Annotated in this window: 27 protein-coding genes; 18 read left to right on the top strand and 9 right to left on the bottom strand. The window is 64.4% G+C overall.

What is annotated here, in order from left to right:
* Window positions 1-62: 62 nt before the first annotated feature.
* Window positions 63-1,232 carry an FAD-dependent oxidoreductase gene (locus X760_RS42600; protein WP_348633199.1) on the bottom strand — a complete coding sequence of 390 codons (1,170 nt, stop codon included), beginning with the start codon at window positions 1,230-1,232 and terminating at the stop codon, window positions 63-65.
* Between X760_RS42600 and X760_RS77090 the strand changes: the two genes are divergently transcribed.
* A complete protein-coding gene (locus X760_RS77090) occupies window positions 1,231-1,575 on the top strand; it encodes a hypothetical protein (RefSeq protein ID WP_198030456.1) in 345 nt (114 codons plus the stop codon). The genes X760_RS42600 and X760_RS77090 overlap by 2 nt on opposite strands.
* A complete protein-coding gene (locus tag X760_RS42595; protein ID WP_023716830.1) occupies window positions 1,572-2,729 on the top strand; it encodes a fumarylacetoacetate hydrolase family protein in 1,158 nt (385 codons plus the stop codon). Before X760_RS77090 ends, X760_RS42595 begins: the two co-directional genes overlap by 4 nt.
* Window positions 2,730-2,774: 45 nt before the next feature.
* Here the strand turns inward: X760_RS42595 and X760_RS78780 are convergent, their stop codons facing one another.
* Window positions 2,775-3,158, bottom strand: a complete 384-nt coding sequence (locus X760_RS78780; protein WP_023716829.1) for a substrate-binding domain-containing protein — start codon at window positions 3,156-3,158, stop codon at window positions 2,775-2,777.
* Complete coding sequence (locus X760_RS78775; protein ID WP_023716828.1) at window positions 3,155-3,604, bottom strand: hypothetical protein; 450 nt, start codon at window positions 3,602-3,604, stop codon at window positions 3,155-3,157. The genes X760_RS78780 and X760_RS78775 overlap by 4 nt, the downstream gene beginning before the upstream one ends.
* Here X760_RS78775 and X760_RS77735 point away from each other — a divergent pair.
* Entirely contained in the window at window positions 3,576-4,121 is a 546-nt protein-coding gene (locus tag X760_RS77735) for a hypothetical protein (protein ID WP_245278492.1), read from the top strand. The two genes, X760_RS78775 and X760_RS77735, sit on opposite strands and share 29 nt — an antisense overlap.
* 6 nt (window positions 4,122-4,127) lie before the next feature.
* Here X760_RS77735 and X760_RS42580 read toward each other — a convergent pair whose 3' ends face one another.
* From X760_RS42580 to ugpC, 4 genes are all read right to left on the bottom strand, one after another.
* Window positions 4,128-5,336: a CoA transferase gene (locus X760_RS42580; protein ID WP_023716826.1), complete on the bottom strand. Its 1,209-nt coding sequence runs from the start codon at window positions 5,334-5,336 to the stop codon at window positions 4,128-4,130.
* Complete coding sequence (locus tag X760_RS42575; protein WP_023716825.1) at window positions 5,336-5,827, bottom strand: MaoC family dehydratase; 492 nt, start codon at window positions 5,825-5,827, stop codon at window positions 5,336-5,338. Before X760_RS42575 ends, X760_RS42580 begins: the two co-directional genes overlap by 1 nt.
* 1 nt (window position 5,828) lies before the next feature.
* Complete coding sequence (locus X760_RS77085; protein ID WP_023716824.1) at window positions 5,829-6,065, bottom strand: biotin/lipoyl-containing protein; 237 nt, start codon at window positions 6,063-6,065, stop codon at window positions 5,829-5,831.
* A gap of 172 nt (window positions 6,066-6,237) precedes the next feature.
* Window positions 6,238-7,425, bottom strand: a complete 1,188-nt coding sequence (gene ugpC, locus X760_RS42565; protein WP_023716823.1) for a sn-glycerol-3-phosphate ABC transporter ATP-binding protein UgpC — start codon at window positions 7,423-7,425, stop codon at window positions 6,238-6,240.
* A 246-nt stretch (window positions 7,426-7,671) separates the two neighbouring features.
* Here ugpC and X760_RS76125 point away from each other — a divergent pair, with 246 nt between their 5' ends.
* The 8 genes from X760_RS76125 to X760_RS42525 all read left to right on the top strand — a co-directional run bounded on the left by X760_RS76125 (window position 7,672) and on the right by X760_RS42525 (window position 14,763).
* Window positions 7,672-8,805: an enolase C-terminal domain-like protein gene (locus X760_RS76125; RefSeq protein ID WP_023716822.1), complete on the top strand. Its 1,134-nt coding sequence runs from the start codon at window positions 7,672-7,674 to the stop codon at window positions 8,803-8,805.
* 39 nt (window positions 8,806-8,844) lie between these two features.
* Window positions 8,845-9,642 carry an SDR family oxidoreductase gene (locus X760_RS42555; RefSeq protein ID WP_023716821.1) on the top strand — a complete coding sequence of 266 codons (798 nt, stop codon included), beginning with the start codon at window positions 8,845-8,847 and terminating at the stop codon, window positions 9,640-9,642.
* Between the two features lie 19 nt (window positions 9,643-9,661).
* Window positions 9,662-10,135, top strand: a complete 474-nt coding sequence (locus X760_RS42550) for a VOC family protein (protein ID WP_023716820.1) — start codon at window positions 9,662-9,664, stop codon at window positions 10,133-10,135.
* A gap of 95 nt (window positions 10,136-10,230) precedes the next feature.
* Window positions 10,231-11,238 (top strand): transketolase C-terminal domain-containing protein, encoded by a 1,008-nt coding sequence (locus tag X760_RS42545; protein ID WP_023716819.1) that lies wholly within the window; start codon window positions 10,231-10,233, stop codon window positions 11,236-11,238.
* Entirely contained in the window at window positions 11,235-12,269 is a 1,035-nt protein-coding gene (locus X760_RS42540) for a thiamine pyrophosphate-dependent dehydrogenase E1 component subunit alpha (protein WP_084642367.1), read from the top strand. The genes X760_RS42545 and X760_RS42540 overlap by 4 nt, the downstream gene beginning before the upstream one ends.
* Window positions 12,248-12,532 (top strand): muconolactone Delta-isomerase family protein, encoded by a 285-nt coding sequence (locus tag X760_RS42535; RefSeq protein ID WP_023716817.1) that lies wholly within the window; start codon window positions 12,248-12,250, stop codon window positions 12,530-12,532. Before X760_RS42540 ends, X760_RS42535 begins: the two co-directional genes overlap by 22 nt.
* A 15-nt stretch (window positions 12,533-12,547) precedes the next feature.
* Window positions 12,548-13,552: a MaoC family dehydratase gene (locus tag X760_RS42530; RefSeq protein WP_023716816.1), complete on the top strand. Its 1,005-nt coding sequence runs from the start codon at window positions 12,548-12,550 to the stop codon at window positions 13,550-13,552.
* On the top strand, window positions 13,549-14,763 hold the full coding sequence (locus X760_RS42525; protein ID WP_031193340.1) for a CoA transferase: 1,215 nt from the start codon (window positions 13,549-13,551) through the stop codon (window positions 14,761-14,763). Before X760_RS42530 ends, X760_RS42525 begins: the two co-directional genes overlap by 4 nt.
* Before the next feature lie 114 nt (window positions 14,764-14,877).
* On the opposite strand, the gene X760_RS42520 is transcribed toward X760_RS42525, so the two are convergent.
* On the bottom strand, window positions 14,878-15,894 hold the full coding sequence (locus tag X760_RS42520; RefSeq protein WP_023716814.1) for a LacI family DNA-binding transcriptional regulator: 1,017 nt from the start codon (window positions 15,892-15,894) through the stop codon (window positions 14,878-14,880).
* Between the two features lie 5 nt (window positions 15,895-15,899).
* A complete protein-coding gene (locus tag X760_RS42515; RefSeq protein WP_023716813.1) occupies window positions 15,900-16,697 on the bottom strand; it encodes an SDR family oxidoreductase in 798 nt (265 codons plus the stop codon).
* Window positions 16,698-16,991: 294 nt separating this feature from the next.
* Here X760_RS42515 and X760_RS42510 point away from each other — a divergent pair, with 294 nt between their 5' ends.
* From X760_RS42510 to X760_RS42485, 7 genes are all read left to right on the top strand, one after another.
* A complete protein-coding gene (locus X760_RS42510) occupies window positions 16,992-18,434 on the top strand; it encodes an extracellular solute-binding protein (RefSeq protein WP_023716812.1) in 1,443 nt (480 codons plus the stop codon).
* Window positions 18,435-18,471: 37 nt separating this feature from the next.
* Entirely contained in the window at window positions 18,472-19,395 is a 924-nt protein-coding gene (locus tag X760_RS42505) for a sugar ABC transporter permease (protein WP_023716811.1), read from the top strand.
* On the top strand, window positions 19,392-20,225 hold the full coding sequence (locus tag X760_RS0136890) for a carbohydrate ABC transporter permease (protein WP_023716810.1): 834 nt from the start codon (window positions 19,392-19,394) through the stop codon (window positions 20,223-20,225). The genes X760_RS42505 and X760_RS0136890 overlap by 4 nt, the downstream gene beginning before the upstream one ends.
* Window positions 20,222-21,130 carry an SMP-30/gluconolactonase/LRE family protein gene (locus X760_RS42500; RefSeq protein ID WP_023716809.1) on the top strand — a complete coding sequence of 303 codons (909 nt, stop codon included), beginning with the start codon at window positions 20,222-20,224 and terminating at the stop codon, window positions 21,128-21,130. The genes X760_RS0136890 and X760_RS42500 overlap by 4 nt, the downstream gene beginning before the upstream one ends.
* Window positions 21,127-21,954, top strand: coding sequence for an SDR family oxidoreductase (locus tag X760_RS42495; protein WP_023716808.1), 828 nt, complete (start codon window positions 21,127-21,129; stop codon window positions 21,952-21,954). Before X760_RS42500 ends, X760_RS42495 begins: the two co-directional genes overlap by 4 nt.
* Window positions 21,955-22,310: 356 nt before the next feature.
* The gene (locus X760_RS42490) at window positions 22,311-23,243 is read left to right on the top strand and encodes a substrate-binding domain-containing protein (RefSeq protein ID WP_023716807.1); all 933 of its coding nucleotides are present in this window, start codon (window positions 22,311-22,313) and stop codon (window positions 23,241-23,243) included.
* Between the two features lie 107 nt (window positions 23,244-23,350).
* Window positions 23,351-24,337, top strand: a complete 987-nt coding sequence (locus tag X760_RS42485; RefSeq protein WP_023716806.1) for an ABC transporter permease — start codon at window positions 23,351-23,353, stop codon at window positions 24,335-24,337.
* Window position 24,338: the final 1 nt, after the last annotated feature.

Genomic DNA, 24,338 nt, shown 5'->3' with positions numbered 1-24,338 from the left:
ATCGACTAAGCTTTTTTCATATTGGTGAAACTGTCAAGCTGTTTCACCCTTGGGAATGAAAGTCAGCGTTCGAACGCGTCCAGCATCCGGTACCAGGCGATGGTCGCGGCAACGCCGACCTGCCGAAACGCGTGAAAAGGGATCGGCCGGATCGGCGATATCGGGAACGGCAATTGCCTGGTGTCGCCGCTCGACAGATAGGAGGCGATGCGCTCGCCAAGCGCGGTCATCAGGCCGATGCCGCGGCCCTGGCAGCCGACGACCGCCAGCAGACCCTTCTCTGGCTCGTGGATATGCGGGAGATGGTCCGGCGTCATTGCCACCCGGCCGAACCACCGCTTTTCAATGGCAATGTCTGACAGCGCCGGATAAAGCCGCAGCAGCGCGCGTTCAAGATGCGCCCAGTCGGCCGGGCCGTTCGGCAAAGCCATGCGGCCGCGCCCGCCGAGCACCAGCCGGCCGTCGGCACTCTTGCGGTAATAGACGAGGATGCGGCGCGAATCCGAAACCGGCTGCCCTTCCGGCAGGATCGCCGCAGCGAGATTGGACGATAGCGGCGCTGTCGCGATCTGGAAGGAATGCAGCGGAACGATCGTCTCGGCGAGGCCGGGAAGCAGGCCGCCGGTATAGGCGTTGGTCGCCAGAACGACCGCCTTGGCCTTCAGTTCGGCGCCGCTTTCCGCCGAAACGTGCCAAATGCCAGCACCCTTGCTGATCTGCATCACGTTCTGGCGTTCGGCGATCTTCACGCCCGCCGCGGCAGCGACGCGCGCCAGTTCCGACGTGTAGGCGAGCGGATCGATGACACCGGCGCGGCGATCGAGCCAGCCGCCGAGATAGCCTTGCGCGCCGGTCATCGTCGCAATCTCCGTCGCGCTCAGCAGCCGGACATCTGCGCCGCGGGCGCGCCACTGCCGATCCCGGTTTGCCGCCGCTTTTAGCGCGGTCCCGGTATGCGCCGCCTGGATCCAGCCATTACGGACGAACGGCACCGCCAGTCCTTCGTCGCGGATCAATTCGAAGACGGTGTCAGCGGTCGAGGCGGCAAAGTTGACGAGCGCTTCGCCGCGCTCCAGACCAAAATGCTCCAGCAGCCAGTCCGGATCGTATTTCAGGCCGGGAATGACCTGACCGCCGTTCAGGCCGGATGCGCCATTGCCGATTTCGCCGGCGTCCAGCACCTGGACGGCAAGACCGAGCCGGGCGGCGTGCAAGGCCGTCGACAGCCCCATGATGCCGCCGCCGACGATGACGACATCGACGCGTCGGCCGGCTGGAAAAAGCGACTGGAACGCGGTTGCTGTCCGCGGCTTTTGCCAGATTGGATCGGAAAACCGTAAGCGCAAGCGTCACCTGGAGATTTCAGTAAGTGAAAACCCTAGCGACGGTTTCATTATTTTGAAAGAGCGTTTTCCATGGCCATTGGCGCACGTCAGGCTCGATCAAGGTCCAGCGATGCGAAGACCGCTGGAAAGAATTGACAAAGCTCACCCTGGAAGCGGGATAGACGTTTGGCGGGAATTTGTTGAAAGTGCCGCGGCCAAAGGACAAGACAACAGGAAACGCAAGTCATGACGAACGCCACACATTTGCCCGCCGAGGGCCTCTTCGTAGGCCGCGCCCGGACGAGCGATGCTTCCCATCCGCTGGTGGTCACGGTGCGCGACGGCACGGTCTTCGACATCACGTCAAATGTGGCACCGACCGTACGCGACATTTGCGAATTGCCGGATCCGGCAGGACACGTCCGCTCGGCCAAGGGGCGGCCGATCGGCCCGCTCGAAGCCATTGCCGCCAACAGTTTCGAGACAGCGCGCGATCCGGGAACGCCGTACCTGCTGTCCCCCGTCGACCTGCAGGCGATCAAGGCGTCTGGCGTTACCTTTGTCGTCAGCCTGCTCGAGCGCGTCATCGAGGAACAGGCGCGCGGCTCGGCGGAGAAGGCCGACGCCATTCGAGCCGACATCGCCGGGCTGATCGGCCACGATCTGTCGAAGCTCAAACCCGGCTCGCCGGAAGCGATGGAGATCAAGGCCAAGCTGATCGCGCGCGGCGCCTGGTCGCAATATCTGGAAGTCGGCATCGGGCCCGATGCCGAGATCTTCACCAAATGCCAGCCGATGGCCTCGGTCGGCTTCGGCGCCGATGTTGGCCTGCATCCGGTTTCGACATGGAACAATCCGGAGCCGGAGATCGCCATGATTGCCGCCAGCAGCGGCAGGATTGTCGGGGCGACGATCGGCAACGACGTCAATCTGCGCGACGTCGAGGGACGCTCGGCGCTCCTGCTCGGCAAAGCCAAGGACAACAACGCTTCGGCAGCACTTGGCCCCTTTATCCGGCTGTTCGACGAGACATTTTCCATCGGCGACGTGAAGAAGGCGGTCGTACGGCTGAAGGTCGAGGGCGAGGACGGGTTCTCGCTGGAGGGCGCCAGTTCGATGGCCGAGATCAGCCGTTCGCCGGAAGAGTTGGTCGCCGCCGCGATGGGGCCGCACCACCAGTACCCGGACGGGCTCGCGCTCTATCTCGGCACGATGTTCGTGCCGTCGAAGGATCGCGGCGAAAAAGGCAAGGGTTTTACCCACAAGGTCGGCGACATCGTCACCATCTCGTCGGAGAAGTTCGGCGCCTTGGTCAACCGCGTGCGGCTGTCACCCGACTGCCCGCACTGGACCTATGGCGCCAGCCATCTGATGCGCGACCTCGCCAGAGCCGACCTGATCTGAATAGAGAACGATCCAATTCGGCAGTACCCAGGCCGTGAACCGCCTCTATTTCGGGACGGGCAAGCAGGAGCCGCCGAGGATCAGATGGGTCGGAAAGGCGATGCGTTGCGCCGGCCGCTCGCTCTGGCCGCCGAGCCGCTCCAGCAGAAGCTGTGCCGCGGTGCGGCCGATCTCCTCGACGGCCCGGTCGATGAGCGTGATCGGGCAGGGATAAAGCAACGCGACGTCCGACCTGTCGCAGCCAATCAGCGAGATATCGCCCGGGACCGAAACGCCTTGCTGCTGGATGGCGCGCAGCACGCCGACCAGAATGCGGTTGCCGGCGGCGATGATGGCGGTTGGACGCTCCTTCATCTGCAACAGGGCGGTGGCCTCGCGGAAACCGAAGTCCACCGAGAGGCTTTGCGAGCGGATCAGGTCCTGCGTCACCGGCAGGCCGCTGCGCCGGAACGCCTCGACGAAGCGCGCACCCGTTCACGGCCCGGCCTGATGTCGCTGCCGGCCGTGATGATGGCAATGCGACGGTGCCCGAGTTCGATCAGATAGCTTGTCGCCTGCCGTAACCCGGTGGCGTGCTCGGTCAGCACCGCGTCGATCTCGAGCGGAACGTCGCGATCGAGCAGTACTGATGGAATCCGCAACTCCTTCAAGCGCTTGATGGTGCGCGCATCCTGTTCGTTGTTGATGGTCATGATCATGCCGTCGGCCCGCCCATGCTGCAGCATGCCGATCGCCGCCGCCTCCTCGGTGGCCCGGCCGTTGGTGCTCATCAGGTAAAGCGAATAGCCGCGCTGGCGCATTTCCGCGTCCACCGCCTTGAAGCAACTGGCATGCCAGGGATTGGCAATGTCGTCGATCACGAAACCAACCGTCATGGTGTTTCGACGGCGCATGTTCTGGGCGCGCGAATCGGGCTGGAAGCCGAGCGACTGGATTGCAGCGCGTACCTTCCCCAACGTCTCCGGCCTGACAGTCTCAGGCGCGTTCAAGCTCCGTGAAACGGTTCCGACGGACACGCCGGAAACGCGCGCCACGTCGCGTATTGTCGCCGCCAGAATCCGGGTTTTCCATGTCGCGAAACTGAAAATCGAACGCGACATGATGAATGCTGGCGACTTCCGCGTCTCGCCGCTGGAAGTCGAGGCAGCGCTTGCGCCCTGCCCCGGCGTCGCCGAGATCGCCGTTGCCGAACACCGGGTGCGCGACGATGTCTCGGTCATCGCGGCCTATGTCGTGCGCAAGGCAGGCGTCAGCGTCAGCGCCGAAGATATCGTCGCCCTGGCGGGGCAAAGGCTCGCCGCCTACAAACGGCCGAAACAGGTGTTCTTCATGCCGAGCCTGCCGCGCAGCGCCAACGGCAAATTGCTGCGCCGAAATCTCGCGCCGGACTGAAGTGGTTCAGGTCTTCTGCGTCGGCTTCTTTGCGGCTCCCCGACCCCCAGCGAAGCGGGCGAGCACCGCCTCGGTATCGGCGTCGAACGGACGGCCCTGATGACGCAGGCGGCCGGGTGTCTTCGACATGCCGGCAACGACATTCTGCATCACCACGCCGTCCACTTCGGCGATCATACCGCGGGCGCGGAAATGCTCGTCGTCAAAGATGTCCTTCATGTCAAGGACCTTGGCGATTGCCGCATCGACGCGGCGGAACTCGCGCAGCACCTCCTCGGATGGCCGGCCGGCGACCCAGGCGGCGACATAGGCCTCCAATGCCTCGCGGTTCTGGCTGCGGGCCTGGAAGCCGGCAAAGCGGGGATCGTCACCGTGACCGATCAAGGCCAGGACGCGGCGGGCGACTGAATCGGACGAGCTCGAAATCGCCACCCACACGCCATCGGCGCAGCGATAGGTGCCGCGCGGGACGGTGTAGGGGATGCCGGAGCCGAGCCGCGGCTGCAGATAGCCGAGATGGGCATAGGCGGACGGTAACGGCCCCATGATCTGGAACATCGAGTTGAGCAGATTGACGTCGACTGTCTGGCCTTCGCCTGTCCGCTCGGCATGACGCAGCGCCGCCAGTGCCGCAAAGGCGCCGACAAGGGCGGTGACTTCGTCGGTCATGGCGATCGGCGGCAGAAGCGGCGGGCCCCCGGCCTCGCCGAGGAGCCCGGAAAACCCACTCATCGCCTCGGCAATCGTGGCGAAGCCCGGATGCATGGCATAGGGACCATCCTGGCCGAAACCGGTGATGCGCAGGATCACCAGCCTGGGATTGCGGCGCAGCAGTTCGTCCGGCGCAAAACCCAGCGCCTCGAGCTTGCCCGGCCGCATGTTCTCGATCAGTACGTTGGCGTCGAGCAGCAGCGACCAGAGATTTTCCTTGCCGGTATCGGTCTTGAGGTCGAGCGCAATGACCTGCTTGTTGCGGTTGACCAGTTTCCAGAAATAGGAATCCGTTTCCCCCGGACCGGTCCACCCCATGCGGCGGGTCGGGTCGCCACCCGGCCCCTCGACCTTGATGACCTCCGCGCCGAAATCAGCAAGATAACGGCCGGCACCCGGCCCGGCTACGACGGTGGCCAGCTCGATGACGCGGACGCCCTCGAGCGGCCCCGACGCTTCGGCCTTCGGCACGGTCTTGGTCGCTGGCGGAGCCGGCTTGTCCATCACGCGTCCTTCCCGGGGCGCAGCGGCAGCAGGACCGAGCGCGTGAATGTGCAGACTTTGAGCCGGTCCTGGTTGAACCCATCCGTGCGAACGGTCAAAACCCCCTCGCCCTGCCTGGAGGCGGATGGACGCTGCGCCAGTATTTCGGTCTCGCCATAGAGCGTATCGCCATGGAACAACGGAGCGAGATGGCGCAGCTCGCTAAGGCCGAGATTGGCGACCGCGCGTCCGGAAATGTCGGGTACGCTCATGCCGAGAAGCAGCGAGTAGACATAGGTGCCGACGACGACATTGCGGCCTTGCGCCATTTCGGTCTCGGCGAAATGGCGGTCGATGTGGAGCGGGCTGGCCGCCATGGTCAGCAGGCAAAAGAGGTGGTCATCGGCCTCGGTAACGGTCTTGCCCGGCCAGTGCTTGAACACGTCGCCGATCTCGTAGTCGTCGAGATACGAGCCAAACCTTTCGTCGCGGGCCGAATGAACCCTCGGCATGTCAGACCTCGAGCACCAGGGTCGGGGCGCCGGTCCTCACGTCATCGCCGACAGCGATCAATATCTCGATGACGGTTCCGGCGAAGGGTGCGGGAACCTCGACCTGGGTTTTGTCGGTCTCCACCGTGAACAGGGTTTGCCCCTCGGTGATCTTGGCACCGATGCTGGCCTGGATTTCGCTGATGACGACTTCATCGACGGCATCGCCGACCTTGGGCATCTTGAGTGTGGAACGCATCGTCAGTTCTCCGTCTGCAAGGCGAGGGTTGAAGGAAGTCCGCCGGCTGGCAGCCAGGCTTCGCGGCGGATGGGCGCTTGAAAACACCCACTTCTTCGTTGCCAGACGACAAGACCCCCGCCAAGATCGAGCGCAAAGACTTCGGTGAAATTCGAGGCGGCACGCGTTCTCATCACAGCGCCTTGCCCGTGGTGCCGTCGAAGAGATGCGCGCGGCTACCATCGATGACGAGTTCCAGCATCGTGTCGCGGCGCGGCACCTTGTCGGCGCTGACGCGAAGCACGATCAGGCGGGCATCCCGGCGCACCAGCTCGGCCGGATCGGCGGGAGTGCCGATCGAATAATCATCAGCGGTGCGGATGACGACCTGGGGATTGGCTGGAGCCACCGCGATGAAGGATTCAGGTTCGAGCTGTTCGACCAGCTCGACACGGCCGGCCAGACACCTTGCTGCCCCCCCGCTGGCCGAAGCTTCGCCTGCAGGCCGCCATGACAGGTGCTCCGGCCGGAGGCCGACCAGCAATGTTCTGCCGGCCGGGAGGTCGTGGGCATCCGACTTCGGTGTCACAACCAGCCGACCGTCGCCGATGGACACGACCATCTTGCCGCGCCCGGCATCGACTACAGTTGCCTCAAGGAAATTCATCGCCGGGCTGCCGATGAAACCGGCAACGAAAATGTTGGACGGCGCGTGATAGAGCGCGTGCGGCGTGTCGTACTGCTGCAGCGCGCCGCGCGAAAAGACGGCGACGCGGCTGCCGAGCGTCATCGCTTCGACCTGGTCGTGGGTGACATGGATTGTGGTGACGCCGAGCCGCACATGCAGGCGGCTGAGCTCGGCGCGTAGCTGGACGCGCAATTTCGCGTCAAGATTGGAGAGCGGCTCGTCGAGCAAAAAGGCCTCCGGATCGCGCACAATGGCGCGGCCCATGGCGACACGCTGCCGCTGGCCGCCGGAGAGCTCGCGCGGCTTACGGTCAAGCAGATCGGCGAGGTCGAGAATTCGCGCCGCTTCGCTGACGCGGCGGTCGATCTCGGCCTTGGCAAATTTACGCAACTGCAGCGCGAAGGCGATGTTCTCGCGCACCGTCATTTGCGGATAGAGCGCATAGTTCTGGAAGACCATGGCAATGTCGCGATCGCGCGGCGACACCTCGTTCATCACCTTGCCATTGATGCTGATCTTGCCGGTGGTGATGGATTCCAGCCCAGCGATCATGCGCAACAATGTCGACTTGCCGCAGCCGGACGGGCCGACGAAGACGACGAACTCGCCGTCCTCGACCTCAAGGTCGACGCCATGGACCGCCGAAACGGCGCCATAGAGCTTGCCGACCTTCTGCAGGCTGATCGATCCCATCAACACCCTTCCCTGCGCAACGGCCTGCAAGCAGCCAGGCGCGGGCGATGCAGGAGCGCATTTCGCACCGTTGGCGACTGCCGACAAAAGCGGTCCCGCACCAGAAATTGTGGCGCGAGACTAGGCAATTCGAGAATCTATGTCAATCGTTTGACCAGACCAGATCAATCGGTTGACCAAACCGCCTCGCGGGGCTATGGTTGCTCCGCTTTCCCGGGTCGGCCGGGGTCCTTGGGAGGGGATGGAATGCCTGGTCCTTCAACTATCGTCGATATCAGCGTCGCCGCCATACAGGGCCAATTGCCGGCGCCGGTGATCTTTGGCGACTGGGTGATGAAGCAAAGGGAATTCGTGGTCGTGCGGCTGCGCACGCAGTCCGGCCATGAGGGCTGGTCGTTCACGCTGACGCGGGATGGCGCCTGCGCCGAGCAGATCCGCAAGAGCATCGCCCCAGTTTATATCGGTACCGACGTTGGCGACCGCGTGAAGACCTTCAAGACAGCCAAGGGGCGCAGCTACGGTTCGCACAGCGCCGGTGTCGGCTTGCGCGCGCTGTCGCAGGTCGACCTCGCCGCATGGGACGCGGCAGCAAAGATAGCCGACAAGTCGATCGCCGAGTTCCTCGGCGGAACAACCGCGCCAATGCCGGCAACCGCGATCGTCGGCTACCCGCCGGCGCTGATGAACCCGCAGCAGATCGGCGACCAGGTGAAAGGGCTCTATGCCGCGGGCTGGCGCCGGTTCAAGGCGCCAATGGGCGTCACGCTGGATGAATCCGAAGCGCGGCTGCGCGCCGCGCGCAGGAACGCGCCGGACGCCTGGCTCGGCACCGATCTGGTCTGGATGTTCTCGGACGTCGACGCGGCTGCCGCCTATGCCAACCGCCTCGCCGATCTCAATATGGGCTGCATCGAAGACATCTTCCCGCCGGGAAACGCCAGGAAGCTCGCCGAGCTGCGCAAACGCGTGCCGATGCCGATCTGGCAAGGCGACGAACAGGGCGGCTCTTACTATCCCGAAGCGCTGATCATGGCCGGCTCCGTCGACCGCGTGCGCGTCGACCTGACCTGCATGGGTGGGATTACCGGCGGCCGCGCCATCATCGACGAGTGCCTTGCCGCGGGCGTCGATTTCGGTCCGCACATGTTCGCGCATGTGCACAGCCAGGTGTTCAGCGCCTGGGGCTTTTCCGACAAGCCGGTCGAATGGGGCGTGCCGTGGAGCGGCGTCGACCCCTATGCGGACAGCCTGGTGCAACCGGAAATCATCAAGGGCGGGCTGATGAAGCCGCTTCCTGCCAAACCCGGCTTCGGCGACATGATCAACCGGGAATGGGCGCTGAGCCAACCGCACCAGGATCCCGACCACATTCTCGACTGACCAAAGCCGCCGCGGAGCGGCCTAGACACGGGCATAGCGATGACCGACGACCAGACCGTTCCCGCCAATTATGCAGCGGGCCTCTTCGACCTCTCCGGCCGCGTCGCCGTCGTGACCGGCGGCGGCAGCGGGCTGGGTGCCGCGATCGCGATCGGCTACGCGCAATTGGGCGTCACCGTCATCGTTGCCGACATCAACATGGCCGGCGCCGAAGCGACGCGCGCAACGATCGCCGAACAGGGTGGCAAAGCCGAGGTCGCCAGCCTCGATGTCACCAAGCGCGACCAGTGCTTCGCCTTGGCCGAGGCGGTCAAGCGCGGTCACGGCCATATCGACATACTGGTCAACAGCGCCGGCTCGGCCTTCCGCAGCCCGGCCGAGGAGTTCCCCGAGGACAAATTCAACTTCATCCTCGACCTCAACCTGAAGGGCACGTATTTCTGCTGCCAGGCCTTTGGCGGAGTGATGCTCGGCCAGAACAAGGGCTCGATCATCAACATCGCCTCGATCGGCTCGTTCAAAGCCTATCCCTGGGCGAGCGCCTATCTCGCGTCGAAGGGCGGCGTCCTGCAGGTCACCCGCGCACTGGCGCTCGAGTGGCGCGACCGCGGCGTCAGGGTCAACGGCATCGGGCCGACACTGATGGAATCGCCGCTGACCAGGGCGGCGGGAGCGACAAGCTCGATCACCGCCGATTTCATCAAGGCGCGCATGCCGCGGCCGCGACTCGGCTTGCCGCGCGAACTGATCGGCACGGCGGTGTTCCTCGCCAGCGACGCCTCGGAACTGGTCACCGGCCATGTCGTCATGTGCGACGACGGCTATCTGAACGCCTGACCAAAGGAGCGCAGACGGAATGGCCAGGATCACGAAAGCCCATCACACCGGCTTCACCGTGCGGTCGCTCGACCGCTCGATCGCGTTCTATCGCGACGTGCTCGGATTCGAGCTGGCGTTCCAATGGAACCCGCGTGCGCCCTATATCGGCGAATTGGTCGGCTATCCGGAAGTCGACCTGCACAGCGCCATCCTGCGCCTGCCCGGTACCGACGTCTGCCTCGAGCTTCTGGAATACCGCAATGTCGAGCAGATTCCCGTCGACATGCATAACGGCAATGTCGGCAATGGCCACATCGCCTTCAACGTCGATGACCTCATGTCGTTCTACGAAAAACTGACGGCGATGGGCGTCAAATCCGTGTCGCCGCCGGTGACACCGACGATCGGGCCGAACAAGGGCGGCAAGGCGGTTTACATGATCGACCCGGACGGCTTCCGCGTCGAGCTCATCGAAAGTGCCCAAGCCTTCGGCAGCTACAAACCGGAATGACGCCAGTGCCGATAAAAACGTTCCAAATTTCTTCCGCTGCGATAATTTCGCCGACGCTATCGACGATCCGGGCAGTGCATTGGGAGGTCTGAACCTTGGCTAAGATCTGGATACGGCAAGCGGTTCTGCGGGCACTTGACGACGCGATGACGGATGACCCCAGCGTCATCGTCATGGGTGAAGACATCGCCGCCGCCGGGGGTCCGTTCAAGGTGACCGAGGGGCTGCTTGCCACGCATGGCCCCGAACGGGTGATCGACACACCGATTTCGGAAATGGCGTTCATGGGTGCCGCGGTCGGTGCTGCCGTCTGCGGCCTGAAGCCGGTGGTCGAGATGATGTTCATCGAATTCATCGGCGTCGCGCTCGACCAGTTGACGACGCAGGCGGCAACGATGCGCTATCTGTCGCGCGGCCGGCTGACGACGCCGCTCGTCGTGCGCGCGTCAGCCGGCGCCGGCCAGGGGTTTGGCTGCCAGCATTCGCAGATGCTCGACCACTGGTTCCGCGGCACGCCCGGCCTCAAGGTCGCGGTGACCAGCAATGCGCGCACGACCTATGGCCTGCTGCGGTCGGCGATCGAAGATCCGGATCCGGTGGTGGTGCTCGAACCGCGCGTGCTTTACGCCGAGCGCGAGGAATACGAATTCGACCGCAACTACCGCATTCCGCTCGGCCAAGCCGAGATCGCGCGGCCCGGCAGCGACGTGACGCTCGTCACCTGCGGCGCGATGCGGCGGGTGGCGCTCGCGGCAGCGGAAACCAGCCACGCCAATATCGAGGTCGTCGACCTTCTGACGCTGTGGCCATGGGACCGCCGGACCGTTGCCGAATCGGTTGTGCGCACAGGCCGCCTGGTGACGCTCGAAGAGGCGCCGGCCGGCAGCGGCTGGGGCGGCGATGTCGTCTCGTCGATCGCCATCGAAGCGTTCGGCCGGCTGAAGGCGCCGCCGCATCGTATCACGCTTCCCGAAGCGCCCGTACCTTATAGCGGCGCGCTCGAAGCCCGTTTCCTGCCGAGCCCGGCCTATGTGGCCGAACAGATCGCAACGCTTGTCTCGACCAACAAGCCACCCCTTCCGTGGTGGAGGAACGCAGCATGACGCTCTCCAATTCGAATGTGCCGATCGTGCGGCGCGAGGCCTTGAAGAACAGGCTGGAGCAGCTCACGCGCATGGTCGAGATTCGCGCGGTCGAGGAGCGCATCCAGAAACTCTTCGCCGAAGGGCACGTCCGCGGCAGCACGCATCTTGCCAGCGGACAGGAGGCCGTCTCGGTCGGCATCGCGCGCTCGATCGATCCCGACGACATCGTCACCTGCACCTATCGCGGCCATGGCCATGCATTGGCGCTCGGCGTGTCGCCAACGGCGGTCATCGGCGAGATCTGCGGCCGCGTCATCGGTTGCGCCGGTGGCCTCGGCGGTTCCATGCATCTGGTCGAGCCGGAGGTCGGGCTGCTGCCGACCGCCGCCATCGTCGGCGCCGGCCTGCCGATCGCCTGCGGCGCGGCGATGGCGGCTCGCGCCCGCGGCAAGGACCGCATCGCCGTATCCATTTTCGGCGACGGCTCGGCCAATATCGGCGCCTTCCACGAGTCGCTCAATTTCGCGGCGATCCGCAAGCTGCCGGTGGTCTTCGTCTGCGAGAACAATCTCTACGGCGAATACACCCGTATCCAGCTGTCGACGCCGGTCGAGGACATCGCCATACGTGCCGCGAGCTACAACATGCCGGGCGTCGTCGCCGACGGGCAGGATGTCGACAAGGTGGCGGAGGCGATGGCGACCGCCGTCGCCCGCGCCCGCCGCGGCGGAGGGCCGACACTGATCGAAATGAAGACCTATCGCTATTCCGGCCATTCACGTTCGGACCCGGCGACCTATCGGCCGGCCGGCGAGCTCGATGCCTGGCTGAAGCGTGACCCTATCGACATCCTGGCAGAGCGGCTGGCCGGCGAAAAAATATTGGCGCCGGGCGGTCTCGACCAGCTTAAGGCCGACATAAGCGATGCCGTGGAGCGGGCGACAATGGAGGTGCTGGACTCACCGGCGCCGGATCTCGGCGAAATCCTGTCGCATGTCGGCGCCCATTCGGCTGGAGGGGACCAGAGATGGAATTTCTGGTCGAAATAGAGGTCAATTTCCCGCCCGACGGCGACCCCCGGCAAAAGGCGGAGCTGATCGCGGCAGAAGGCCGTCGCGCCAAGGAATTGGCCGCGGCCGGCATCGTGCGCCGGCTGTGGCGTCAGCCGGGCCGATGGGCGAATTTCGGCATCTGGGAGGCGCCCGACGCGACCGCGCTGCATGAGGCGATCGCGTCGCTGCCGTTCTACCCCTGGCTGAAGGTGGTGGTGCGGCCGCTGGCAGCGCATCCTTCTGATCCGGGCCGAAGCTGACGAAGGATCAGCAGCGTGAGCACGTCTCCTCCCGCAATAGGCATCGACGGTCCGTTCTACGAGGATCTCCGCATCGGCGACCGCTTCGACGGAGCGCCGGTGATGCGGCTGAGCGACGGCCTTGCCGCTGCCCACCATACAATCGTCGGCGGCAGGCTGAGGCTGGCCTTCGATGCGGCACTGTCGGCATCCGTGACCGGACTAAAGCAGCCTTTTGCCGCGCCGGCGCTGGTCTGGGACGTGGCGATCGGCCAGTCGACGCTGGTGACGCAGCGGGCGATCGCCAACCTCTTCTACCGCGGTCTGATCTTTCGCCGGGCGCCGGCGATCGGCGACAGTTTGAAGACCGTTACCACCATCATCGGGCTGCGGTCCGCCGCCGCCAGGCCGGGGCGTGCGTCGCGCGGCCTGGTCACCATGCGGATCGCCACCAGCGATCAGGAGGACCGACCGGTACTCGATTTCTGCCGGTGCGCGCTACTACCGGCCAGACAGGCAGGGGATGGTGCCGCGCAGGGCGAAACCGATCCGCCGCGATCCGAGTTCATGGGAGCGCCGGCGGCGATCGGCGGATGGAACCTCGACGCTTACCGCAAGGCGGTGCCTGGCCCGCATTTCAACGATCTCAGCGCCGGCACCATCCATCGCCTTGCCGGCGGCGATGTGGTGAGCAGCGCGCCGGAGCTGGCGCGGCTGACGATGAACCTGGCGACGATCCACCATGACCGCACCCAGACGGGGCAGCGCCTCGTCTATGGCGGCCATACGATCGGGCTGGCAGCGGCACAGTTGACCCGTGCACTGCCGTCGCTGGTAACCATTTTGGGCTGGCAGGACTGCGATCATCTGGGGCCGGTGCACGAGGGCGACACGCTGCATTCCGAAATCGGCATCGGGCACTGCGAGCCTCTGCCCGGCGGCGGTGGGCTGGTGCATTTGCGCTCACTGGTGCGGGCGACCGCTTCCGATGGCGGGATTTCCGACGTGCTCGACTGGCGATCAGTGGGGCTGTTCGCATGAGCGGCGGCATTCTCGCCGGCCTTAGCATCGTCGAGGGCTCGGCCTTCGTGGCGGCACCGCTTGGCGGCATGACGCTGGCACAATTGGGGGCCGACGTGATCCGCTACGACCAGATCGGCGGTGGGCTCGACCATGGCCGGTGGCCAGTGGCGGACAACGGCCAGAGCCTGTTCTGGGCCGGCATGAACAAGGGCAAGCGTTCGATCCAGATCAACCTGCAGTCGCCCGAAGGGCAGGACGTCGTGGCCAGTCTGATCGCGAGACCGGGGCCGGGCAACGGCATCTTCCTGACCAATTTTGCGGCGCGCGGCGCCCTCTCCTACGAGGCCCTGAAGCACCGGCGCAACGACGTCATCATGATCGCGCTGACCGGCAACAATGATGGAACCAGCGAGGTCGACTATACCGTCAACGCGGCAACCGGCTTTGCCGAAATCACCGGCGCGCGCGGCGCCACGGAGCCTACCAATAGCGTGCTGCCGGCCTGGGACATCGCGATGGGCGAGATGGCGGCGGTGGGCGTGCTTGCCGCCGACCGCCACCGCAGCCGCACCGGCAACGGGTCATTGGTGAAACTGGCGCTATCGGACGTAGCGCTGGCCATGACCGGCAATCTCGGTCGGCTGGCGCAGGCCGAACTTGGAGGCAGTGCCGAAAAGGACGGCAACTATCTCTATGGTGCGTTCGGGCGGGATTTCCTCACCGCCGACGACCGCCGCGTCATGGTGATGGCGCTGACCGGCCGGCAATGGGCCGTACTGCTGCAGGCGACCGGGCTGGACACGGCAAAGCTCGCGGCAACAAGCGGCGCCGACCTCGACAGCGAAGGCGGGCGTTATGCGGCGCGCGAGGCGATCGCCGCCCTACTGGCGCCGTGGTTTTCGGCACGGAGCTTCGCCGACGTGCGGCGCAGCTTCACGGCATCCGGCGTCTCGTGGGGGCCTTACCAGACATTCCGGCAATTGTTGGTCGAGGATCCGCGCTGCTCGACGGACAACCCGATGTTCGCAAAGGTCGATCACCCCGGTCTCGGATCGCTGCTGACGCCGACTTCGCCACTGGATTTCTCCTCGGTGGAACGGCTTCCTGCAGTCCGCGCGCCCGTACTTGGCGAGCACACCGACGAGATCCTGACCGAACTGGGGTTGAGCGACGGCGAGATCGGAAGCCTGCACGACCGCGGCATCGTCGCCGGTCCGGCGACGGCTTGAGCCGCGAAGGCTTTAGCGCAATTCCAGGAAAGGTGTGAAACGGTTTTCCGTCCGGAATTGCGTAGAAACAAAGAGATAGAGCGGTTCGGCGTTTCCGTGAAACTATGAACCGCTTTAGCGAGGCGGCGGCGCCACGGATTCGCGGTAAACCAGCTTCGGCGGGATATTGATGACGACATCCTGCGGTTCGCGCCCCTGGATCATGGCTTCGAGCTCGACGACGGCGCGCGCGCCCATTTCGGCGAGCGGGGTAATGATGGCGGTCAGCGGCGGCGCGGTAAAGATGGCGTCCTCGCCGTCGAGCGTGACCACCGAAAGATCGTCCGGCACGCGCACGCCGCGCACACGGGCCGCCGCCAGCGCACCGATGCCGACCAGCATGTTGAAGGCGAAGACGCCGGTCGGGCGTTGCGCCTCATCGAGCAGCCTGTGCAAGGCATCGTAGCCACCGCGGCGCGAGACCGGGCCGGCGATTTCGACGACGGCTGGCAGGCCGGCAGCCTGGCAGACTTCGACGAAGCCATGGCGCCGGCGTCGCGAGGTGTCGAGTTCGGGCAACGCGCCGATGAAGCCGAGGCGCCGATGGCCGGCCTCGATCAGGGTCTGCGCGGCAAGCCGTCCCGAAGCCTGGTCGTCGACGGTGACGCTGCGGCCGATGCTGGAACGGCGGTTGACGAAGACGTGCGGCACCGGATTGTTCTCGATGGCAGCGATCATCTCGCTGGTTTCGGCGCTGACGGCGATGATCAGCCCGTCGATGCGGCGTTCGCTGACCAACCGCATATAGGCGGCGGCGGAGGTGCGCTCGTCCGCAACCTCGGCAATGAGCATGACGTAGCCGGACCGTTCGGCCTGGCGCATCGCACCATGCACCGTCTCGGCATAGATTGGATTGGTGAGGTCGGGCAGCAGAATGCCGAGTGCGCCGGTGCGCTGGGTGCGCAGGTTGCGAGCAAGCGCATGTGGGCGATAGTTGACCCGGCTTGCCTCGTCGATGATTGCTTGGCGCGTCTGCGGCCGCACGCTGATGCCGCCGTCGTTGAGCACCTTGGAAACGGTGGAAACGTCGACGCCGACAGTGCGGGCAATGTCCTTCAGCGTGGCGCGCCCCGGCGGGCTGATTGGCTTCAAAGGCTTCAGCCCTTTCCGTACATGGCGAGCAGTTGCGCGTCGGGCGCATAGCGGTAGCAGCGCGAGGTCAAGCCGCCATCGACGGCCAGCGACTGGCCGGTGACGAACGAGGCCTCGGACGAAATCAGCCACGAGACGGCGGCCGCGATCTCCTCCGGCTCGCCGATGCGCTCGAGCGGATGCTGAATCGACATTTCCTTTTCAGCCACCGCGCTGTCGGGGCTGTCGCGGATCACGCGTTGCACCAGCGCCGTACGGACGGCGCCGGGCGCGACCGCATTGGCGCGGATGCCGATCGGCCCGTATTCGACCGCGATATAGCGGGTCAGCGCATCGATGCCGGCCTTGGCCACATCATAGGCCGCCCACATGTTGAAGGCCGAGCGGCCATGCACCGAGGAGACATTGACGATCGAACCGGTCGCCCGGTCTCGAACCCACGTCCGGATGGCTTCGGACGAGCCCCAGAAATGCGACATCAGGTTGACGGCGAACAAACGCTCGACCTCGGGCTCATTGGGTTCATGCAGATTGCCCATCAAGGCGATGCCGACATTGTTGACCCATCCGCGCAACGGCGCGAGTTGTTCCGCCGCCTCGCGGGCGGCTTTCAGCACCGAGCGGTCGGATGCGTCGCCGCACACCGCATGATGGCCGTTGCCAAGCGTCTTGCCAAGCGCCTCGGCTGCCGCCCGGTCAAGTTCGAGGCCGACGACATTCCAGCCGTCGGCGGCCAATCGGATCGCTATGGCGCGTCCTATGCCGTCGCCCGCACCTGTCACGACAACGCTTCCCAGGCTCATCGACGACCTCCCTGTCGGTTCGGGCTTCGGATGCGCTGGAAGGCCGCCATTCAGTCGCCTGGCACATTGTTGTTTGCCATCGTGTAGAGGCCGTGCGCGACAGCTGTCAAGCGCCTGCGCCCGAGACAATTTTCACCCATAGAGCACGGCATCGATAACACGACGTGTTTGTTCAAGCAATCGTTTGAGCGATCATTAAGCAATCGATTGACTATTTAGATCGCCGGATGCAATCTGCCGTCCGGACCGATGCAGTCCCGTCGGCAGAACAAAGAAGAAACTGGGGAGTGAGACATGAGCGGAAAAGAGCAGACGGATCACCCGCGGCCCGGCGAAAACGCCGCCGTGGATACAGGCGGCCTGACGCGCCGCGACCTGATGCAGCGCGCCGGCATGCTGGGCCTGGCAACGGCGTTTGGAGGACTTGGCGGCACCGTGCCGCTCTACGCCGCCGGTTTCGACATGAAGAAGTTCGCCGGCACCAAAATCAACATCCTGATGACCGGCGATGAGAACGACCATCGCGCGCTCGCCGACATGATGCCGAAATTCGTCGAGGAGACCGGCATGGAACTGGAGATCACCTCGCCGGCACTCGGCGCGCTGATCGAAAAGACATTGCAGAACCTCAAGGCAGACAAATCCTCGTTCGAATTGATCGAGTATCTTGGGTTCCTGACGACCCAGCAGGTCGGCGGCGGCTATTACGAGCAGCTCAACGCCTATATCGACGATCCCGCAAAAACGCCGCCGGACTGGGATTTCGCCGATCTCATCCCGGCGGCGATGAAGAATGTCGGCATTTTCGACATGGCCTCCGGCACGGTTGGCAAAGGCAAGGACGTCTACGGCATACCCGGCCTGCATTCCGGGTCGGTCATCTATTTCTATCGCAAGGACCTGTTCGACGCGGCAGGCCTGCAGCCGGCCAAGACCTGGGACGAGTTCAAGGCTGCCGCCGAGAAGCTCAACACCGACGACGTGGCCGGTTGCTCCTTCATCGGCGCCAACGATTTCTCGCTCGCCGCGGTCGACTGGTACACTCGCTTCATCACCACTGGCGGCGTGCTGATGACCGGCAGCGCCAAGGAGAAGAATTTTAAGCCGCAGGTCAATTCCAAGGAAGGCATCGGCGCCTTGCAGATGCTGATCGACCTGCTGCCCTATGCGCCGAAGAATGTGACCAAATACGGCTTTGCCGAAAACGTCGACGGCTTCTCCACCGGCAAGATCGCGCAGATGATCTTCTGGTCTACAATTGCCGGGCCGATCCTGAACAGCGAGAATTCCATGGTCGCCGAGACCACCGCGACCACCCCGGTTCCTTCCGGCGACGGCAAGTCGCCGCGGGCAATCCAAGGCGGCTGGGGGGTCGGCATCCCGAAGAATATCGACCCGGCGAAGAAGGACGCCGCCTGGCTGGCGCTGACCTGGATCACCAGCAAGGCGGTGAACCGCTATTCCATCGAGAAATACAACATCGATGCGAACCGCACCTCGGCTTTCACAGATCCCGAGCTGGTGGCGAAGTTCCCCTACCTCAAGGACGCGCTGACGGCGATCGAGACGGCCGACACCATACCGACGTCGCTGATCCCGGAATTCTTTCAACTCAACGATGTCATGAACGTCGAGTTCAACGCGGCGCTGATCGGCACGCAAGATGCCAAGACTGCCTGTGAAAAAGTGCAGACCCAGTGGGAGGCGATCTTGCGGAAGGCAGGCCACCTTGCCTGATCGGTGCCCGCGCGGATCGCTGTGGATGTGATTTTCGATGAGCCTTGCGACAACCGCCGCCACCCAGACGAAATTCGTCTTCGGCACACGTGACGAGCCGGGGAGAGCCGTGTGGCTGCTCCTCGGCCCGTGCCTGCTTTACCTGATCGTCTTCAGCATTTATCCGCTGTTCCACAGCCTGCGCCTGTCGCTTACAGATTTGACCGCCGCGACCGGCACCGGCAATTTCGTCGGCCTCGCCAATTACCGTGCCCTGCTGGTCGATCCGCTGTTTTGGAACGCCGCCATGAACAGCGCCATCATGGTGTTTTTCTCGGTTTCCATCCAGGTCGTGCTCGGCGTCGCACTGGCGATGTTCTTCAACCTGCAGCTGAAGGGCGGCTGGATCGTGCGCGGCATCCTGTTGCTGCCGATGCTGATGACGCCGATCATCGTCGGGGTGATGTGGCGCGCCCTGCTCAATCCGGACTGGGGGCTGGTCAACTGGGCGATAAAGCAGATCGGACTGACGCCACCCGACTGGCTGGGCTCGGTCGGCATGTCGATGGTGACGGTGATCCTCGTCGACTGCTGGCAATGGACGCCATTCGTCTTCATCATCGTCTTTGCGCGCCTGCAGGCGCTGTCGCAGGATGTCTTCGAAGCCGCCCAGGTCGACGGCGCCGGCCCATTCGTCACCTTCCGGCGCATCACGCTGCCGATGCTGACGCCGGCCATCGTCTTCGCCGCCGTGTTCCGCGCCGTCGATGCTTTCCGTTCGTTCGACCTGATCTACGGGCTGAGCTATGGCGGGCCAGCGCGCAGCACGACGACGCTGTCCTTTTTCTCGTTCCAGAACGGCTTCCAGTTCCAGAATTACGGCTATGCCGCGGCGGTCGCCTACATGATGCTTTTGATCCTCGCCGTCGGCACGACAGTGATGCTCAGATACGTCCAGATCCGGCCCGGGAACTCGCGATGAAGATCCGCCCGGGCCGGGTCATCGCCTACCTCTTCCTCATCGTGCTCGGCATCTTCGGCGCCGCGCCCTTCCTCTATCTGGCGGTGCTGTCGACCAAGAAGCGCATCGAGATCCTGGCGCAGGTGCCACCGACGCTCAACCTCAACTGGACGCAGATCGTCAAGAACTACAATGAGGTGCTGTTCAGCCAGGGGATGCTGGCCTTCACCCTCAACTCCATCATCGTGGTCGGCATCGCAACCGCAGCCGCGATTCTGATCGGCACGCCGGCGGCCTATGCGTTTTCAAGGCTGCGCTTCAAGCATAGCGAGCAGCTGGCAAGCACCATCCTGTCGATGCGCTTCATGCCGCCGATCGCTGTCGCCATTCCGCTGTTTCTGATGGTCAAGACGGCCGGCCTGCAGGACAGTTATCCGGGCCTGGTCCTGCCCTATATCGCCTTTTCGCTGCCGCTCGTGGTGTGGATCATGATCGGCTTCTTCGACGAAATCCCGAGCGAGATCGATGAAGCGGCGATGATCGACGGCTGCACGCGCGTCGGTGTGCTGTGGCACGTCATGCTGCCGATCGTGCGGCCGGGCCTGGTGACGGCAGCGCTGTTCGGCGCGCTGTTCATCTGGAACGAGTTCCTGGTCGCACTCTACGTCATCGACAGCCGTGCCTTCCAGACCATATCGCTGGGTGCCGCGACCCTGGTCAGCGCGCAGCGACCGATCGACTGGAACATCGCCGCGACGGTCGGCGTCGTCACCGTCATCCCGATCCTCCTCTTCTCGCTTTTCGTCCAGCGCTACATCGTGCGCGGACTAACCGCAGGGGCCGTGAAATGAAGAACGATCTTTCGCCGGAACTGGTGACGGACAATCTCGGATGGCCGGAAGGGCCGACCGTGATGCCGGACGGCAGCCTGGTCTTCGTCGAAAGCTACCGCAGCCAGCTGACCATTGTCGGCAAGGATGACAAGGCAAGGCAATTCGCCTATGTGACCGGCGCGCCGAACTCCTGCGTGCTTGGCTCCGACGGCGCGCTCTATGTCTGCCAGAACGGCGGCACCGTCGGTCCGTGGCGCGCGCCTGAGATGACCGTGCCATCGATCCAGCGGGTGCGGCCGGGCGCCGGGCCGGAAATTCTGGTGACCGAGGTCGAGGGCGTCAAACTCAATGGCCCGAACGATCTGGTCTTTGCGCCGGACGGTACGCTGGTCTGGACCGACCCCGGCACCTATAATCCCGCCAGTCCCGACCCGAGCTACATTTTTGCGCTGGCGCCGGACGGCAAGGCGACGATCAAGGTGGCCTTCCCAGAACCGGTGTTTCCGAACGGCATCGTCGTCGAGGCCGACGGCTCGATCGTCTGGGACGAATCCTACACCGGCCGTGTCAGGCGACTGAAGGGCGACGGCAGCATCGAGGATCTCGGCCGCATGCCTGGCGACAACCCGATCCTCGACGGCATGACGATCGCCGCCGACGGTTCGCTGCTGGTCACGGACCTGGTCGGGGGCGGCATCCATGTCGTCGCCCGCGACGGCACCATCAAGGGCTTCATCAAGTGCGGCGGCGCGCCGACCAATCTCGCCTTCGACGGCGAGACGCTCTGGGTGACCGACGCCAGCGTGCTGGCATCGAGCGACAAACCGTCCTATGCCGGGCGCCTGTGGCGGCTGAAAGTGCCGGGCGGCGGCGCCCCGACCTACAAAGGCGCTATCAAAATGGCAGCGAAGGCGGGCGCATGAGCCCGCGCGACTCATTTCCCGGACTTTCCTATCAAGGCAAGGTCGCCTTCATCACGGGCGGCGGCTCGGGCATAGGCCGCGAGACGGCGCTGACGCTGGCCGATCTCGGCGCCGATGTCGCGATCCTCGACTGGACCGCGGGCGCTGCTGCAGACACCGCCAGGCAGGTCAAGCACATCGGTCGGAAAGCGATCGCCTTCGAAGGCGATGCCGGTCATGAGAAGACCGTCGCCGATGCCTTTGCAGCGACGCGCAAGCAGCTTGGCGAAATCGATGTCGCCGTGGCCTGTGCCGGCGTGCTTGGCGCCGGCGGCCCGGTGTTCGAGACCTCGGTCGAGGATTTCGAACAGGTGATGGGCGTCAACGTGCGAGGCTCGTTCCTGGTGGTGCGCGAGGCGGCCAAGGGCATGCGCAAGCAAAAGAGCGGCGCCATCGTGCTGCTCTCCAGCCTCGATGGGCTGCAGGCCGAGCACGGCATGTTCTCCTACTGCGTGTCGAAGGGAGCGCTGCTCAACCTTGCCCGCGCGGCGGCGCTCGACCTGGCGCGGGACCGGGTCACGGTCAATTGCGTCTGCCCGAGCGTGACCCATACGCCGCTGCTGGCCGGACGGCTGGCAGCGCTGCCGAATGGTGACGAGATCCTCGCCTCCTACGCCGAGCGGCATCCGCTCGGCCGGGTGCTGACACCGCGTGACATCGCAGCGGCGATTGCGTTCGTCGCCTCGCCCATAGCCAATGGCATTACAGGCGCTGCCATTCCGGTCGATGCAGGCATCGGTGCCACATGGGACAATTTTCGCGACCCGGCCTGGATCAAGGGCTGATCTTGACACCCGGAACCTGAGGTCTTCGGTATCAAACAGGCCCGCAGCGCCCACGACAAAGGGCGTCATGGTCATTTGGAGTAGATGGGCGCCGGGAGCAATCCGGCCGGCGCAGTCCAGGAATCGCCTGCCTGGAAATATCACGCAAACTGATGCAATCTGATGGTAGCTCTGATGGCGCCTGCGGATGCGCCAACTACCACTGGCAGATGAAGGCTTGCCATCGATCGAAAAAGGGGATGCTCTGATGCACCCAGGTCGACGCTGGCAGAATACGATCACGGTTTTTGCCGCGCACGGTTTTTCGCCGCGATCGTCGTGGGAGGAGGAGTTCGGTTCAAATGGGAGGAAATCAAATGCTGACGAGGCTAAGACTGCTTGTACTTGGCTTGGTGGTGGCGCTGGCCATTCCGGCCGCGGCACAGGCCAAGACATTCTACTGGATTTCGCATGGCGGCCCGGCCGATCCGGTCTGGACCTACTTCCTTGCCGGCGCCAAGCAATGGGCGACGGACACCGGCAATACCGTCAACACCTCGTTCCACAATGGTGACGTGGCGTCGCAGCAGGAAGCCGTTCGCGCCGCAATCGCCGCCAAGGCCGACGGCATCACCACCACCAGCCCCGATCCGGGCAGCCTTGTCGAGATCGTCAAGGAAGCGCGGGCGGCGAACATCCCGATCATCAACTTCAACACGCCCGACCCGAAAGCGGATTTCAACGCCTATGTCGGCGGCGACAACGTCACCTTCGGCAAGCATTGGGCGCAGTACTTGGTCGACAAGGGCCTGGTGAAGAAGGGCGACTTCGTCTGGATGCCGGTCGAAATTCCCGGCGCCACCTATGGCGTCCAGGAAGAGGAAGGCATCAAGAGCGTCTTCGAGCCGCTCGGCATCACTTATGAAATCACCGAAGCGACGCTCGACCAGGCCGAAGTGATCAACCGCATGGTCGATTACCTCACCGCCAACAGGGCCAAGGTCAAGGCGGTCATCGGTCTCGGCGACCTTGTCACCGGTTCGATCAAGCGAGTGTTCGACCAGGTCGGCGTCAAGCCGGGCGAAATCCCGGTTGTCGGCTGGGGCAACTCGCTCGATACCACCCAGGAAGTGCTGAACGGCTACGTCAATGCCGGCCAGTGGCAGGATCCGCAGGCGACCAGCTACGTCGCGCTCTCGCTCGCCAACATGGCGGCGAGCGGCATTCCGCCCGGCTTCGACGTGATCACCGGCGCGCTGTACGAGAAGGACACCGCGGCAGTCTACGACAAGATCCTGTCCGGCAAATAAATCCGCGATCGAGTTGGTCACGGCCGCTCCGGCGGCCGTGACTGTCGCATCATTCCGCCGAAGCCGGTTGCCGTCTCGGCCAGTTCCAATCCTATCGCGGGTCCAAGGTGGAAAATCGTTCCCTTATCCAACGCTCGATCGCGCGGCCAGAGTTCGGGCCTTTCGTGCTGCTTGTCGTCGAGATTGCCGTGTTCTGGGGCATCAATCACGACTTCCTGTCGCCGCAGAACATCTCGAACACGCTGGCCTTCACGGTCGAACTCGGGCTGATCGCGCTGGCGATGACACTGCTGATGACATCGGGCGAATTCGACCTCTCGGTCGGCTCGGTGTTCGGCTTCTCGCCGGTCCTGATGTGGACGCTGTTCAACAGCGGTCTCACCTCGCTTGAAGCCGCCTTCGCCGTTGCCCTGGTGGTTGCCGCCTTCATCGGGCTGGTCAATGGCTGGTTCGTGACGCAGCTCAAGATCCCGTCCTTCCTGGTGACGCTGGGCATGCTGCTGGTGGTGCGCGGCACCGCTTTGTTCGTCACCAACGGGTTTCCGCAGAGGACCTGGAGCGCCGAGGGCAGCTGGCTTGCGGAAGCGCTGGTCGGCGATTTCTTCATCGGGCCGTTCCGTATCTATATGTCGCTGTTCTGGTTCATCGCGGCCGCAGTCGCGCTCGGCTACGTGCTGACGCAGAGCCGGACCGGCAACTGGATCCAGGCGGCCGGCGGCAACCCAAGCGCTGCAAGGGCGCGCGGCGTCAATGTCAGCGGCGTCAAGATCGGCCTGTTCATCCTGTCGTCGATCCTGGCCTCGCTTGCCGGCGTCATCAGCTCGCTGCGCACCTCGGCGGCCAACCCCAACAGCGGCACCGGCTACGAGCTCGAAGTCATCGCCATGGTGGTGATCGGCGGTACGGCGCTGACCGGCGGGCGCGGCACCATCATCGGCACAGTGCTCGGTATCCTGATCCTGCGCGTGATGCGCAACGGCATCGTGCTGATCGGTGTGCCGGGCCTTGCCTACAACATCTTCATCGGCGCTATCATCCTCGGCATGATGGCGCTCCACTCCTGGCTGGAACGCCGGCATCAGGCAGGGACTTGAG

Origin of the sequence: Mesorhizobium sp. LSHC420B00 (assembly GCF_000503055.1) — a bacterium.
GTDB lineage: Bacteria > Pseudomonadota > Alphaproteobacteria > Rhizobiales > Rhizobiaceae > Mesorhizobium.
Note: the sequence above shows the minus strand (reverse complement) of the source record. Positions and strands in the feature narration are given on the sequence as shown.